This is a genomic window from Arsenophonus sp. ENCA (assembly GCF_002287155.1).
GTDB classification, from domain to species: domain Bacteria; phylum Pseudomonadota; class Gammaproteobacteria; order Enterobacterales; family Enterobacteriaceae; genus Arsenophonus; species Arsenophonus nilaparvatae.
The window spans coordinates 1-1,939 of sequence record NZ_NHNG01000168.1; the positions used below are offsets into that span (position 1 = coordinate 1).

The 1,939-nt window shown below is 39.2% G+C and carries 2 protein-coding genes and 1 pseudogene; 2 read left to right on the forward strand and 1 reads right to left on the reverse strand.

Annotated elements, in window-relative coordinates; translation table 11 throughout:
* Together CBG25_RS04445 and tpiA are read left to right on the forward strand one after the other, a co-directional pair.
* Nucleotides 1-605: DUF1454 family protein (locus tag CBG25_RS04445; protein ID WP_290604860.1), on the forward strand; the 605-nt coding region annotated here is incomplete at its 5' end.
* 116 nt (nt 606-721) lie between these two features.
* Entirely contained in the window at nt 722-1,492 is a 771-nt protein-coding gene (tpiA, locus tag CBG25_RS04450; RefSeq protein ID WP_290604862.1) for a triose-phosphate isomerase, read from the forward strand.
* A gap of 235 nt (nt 1,493-1,727) precedes the next feature.
* On the opposite strand, the pseudogene CBG25_RS04455 reads toward tpiA, so the two are convergent.
* Nucleotides 1,728-1,939: pseudogene (locus CBG25_RS04455) on the reverse strand (hypothetical protein); the annotation flags it as partial.

Consider the following 1,939-nt stretch of genomic DNA (forward strand, 5'->3'; position numbering starts at 1 on the left):
AAATCTTGAATCAGCGAAAGAGCATGGTTGAACCTGTGTTTTCAGCATTGCGGGGAATTCAGGGTTTGGAACGTTTCCGGCGTAAGGGATTATTAGCGGTAAAGCTCGAATTTACCCTGCATGCAATGGCCTATAACTTATCAAGAGCGGTTGCTCTGATATTATGGATGATTTTCAGTCTATTATTTGTACAAACTAAAATCAGAAAAAGAGAAAATCTGCACGGTGGGATATTGTTGAAAAAAAAAATTCCACCCCTTTTGCGACAGCCTCTACTTGAACGAGGAAGTGAAAAAATTAAAAGTTTACAGCTAACATTACTGCCACCAAAAGAGGCAAACAGCTATAAAATTAATCGACAATTATTCGAACGTTATATTATGGCAATTATTAATCACTTCGAAAAAACCACTTCAATTAATAACACACATCAATTAACCGCGGTATTAGATCGTACGTTAGAACAACATAACCAAGTGCAGAGTGATGAAACGATAGTAGGCGCTATCCGTTATATTTTAGTAAAAAGTAAAGATAACATGATTACTTTCGCTATTGAACCGGTTAAGCTTTCACTAAATGATGATAACATCACACATGAATGACAAAAAACAAAGTGATTTAGTCATAGCATCTTTATACTATCCTTTTGCATAAACTGAATAATGATCAATTGTCTTTATCTCATTTATTAATAAATATTTTTTAGTTGGAGGAAAACATGCGGCATCCATTAGTCATGGGGAACTGGAAACTCAATGGCAGTACAAAAATGGTTGAAGAACTGATTGGAAATTTGCGTAACGAATTAAATAATGTCACAGGCTGTGATGTCGCAATTGCCCCACCAGCGCTTTACCTGGTGCAAGCAAAACAAGCTTTAACCGGTAGCAAGATAGCACTTGGCGAACAAGATGTTGACGTTAATCTGTCCGGCGCTTTTACCGGTGATACCTCAGCGGAAATGCTAAAAGATATTGGCGCAAAATATATTATTATCGGTCACTCTGAACGTAGAACTTATCATCAAGAAAGCGATGAATTTATCGCTCGCAAATTTGCCGTGTTAAAATCGCAACGATTAACGCCAGTACTTTGTATTGGTGAATCTGAACAAGAAAATAGCGCCGGCAAAACTGAACAAGTTTGTGCCCGTCAAATCGATGCGGTATTAAATAGCTTAGGTGCCAGCGCATTTGAAAATAGTGTTATCGCTTATGAACCGATTTGGGCAATTGGCACCGGTAAATCAGCCACTCCCGCCCAGGCGCAAGCGGTACATAAATTTATTCGTGACCATATTGCCAAACAAAATCCGGCTATTGCCGAACAAGTGATTATTCAGTACGGCGGCTCAGTGAATGCAAGCAATGCTGCTGAGCTTTTCAGTCAACCCGATATTGATGGTGCATTAGTTGGCGGTGCATCGCTGAAAGCCGATGCTTTTGCTACTATTGTCAACGCCGCTGCGGCAGCGAAAAAAGCCAGCTAATTTTTACTTGCCGTAATTCAAACCCGGTTCTAGCTAGTTATCAGTAGGATCGGGTCAGTCATCGATGATGACGAATTAAAGTACCCTTCAATCGACTTATCAAAAACCCACTCGCTTAAATTTATCTTGGCTGGCTAACACCATGATGGTTCTAATAATTAAGAAGTTTATGTGCCAATACACTCAGCACATAAACCCCTATTAGCAGTAACTTAATCACGAGTTTCGCACAAAACTAATTTGGGTACGCTAATAAAACACGGATGTGCTCAGCAATAGCATTTTTGATTACGTCCCAATTTTGTTGATAAAGGGTTATTTTTTCAGATATACGACGTTTATGTTGTTCAAACCACGCAGAAATAGCGAGAAAAATATGATTTCTTTGCGCTCGGCTCGTGCGAGCCTGACAGCGTTCAATACCACAATTTTGTTTAACTTCTCGAT

What these genes read in the sequence shown, in the direction of transcription:
- tpiA (WP_290604862.1), top strand. Translation starts at nt 722, where the DNA reads ATGCGGCATCCATTAGTCATGGGGAACTGGAAACTCAATGGCAGTACA.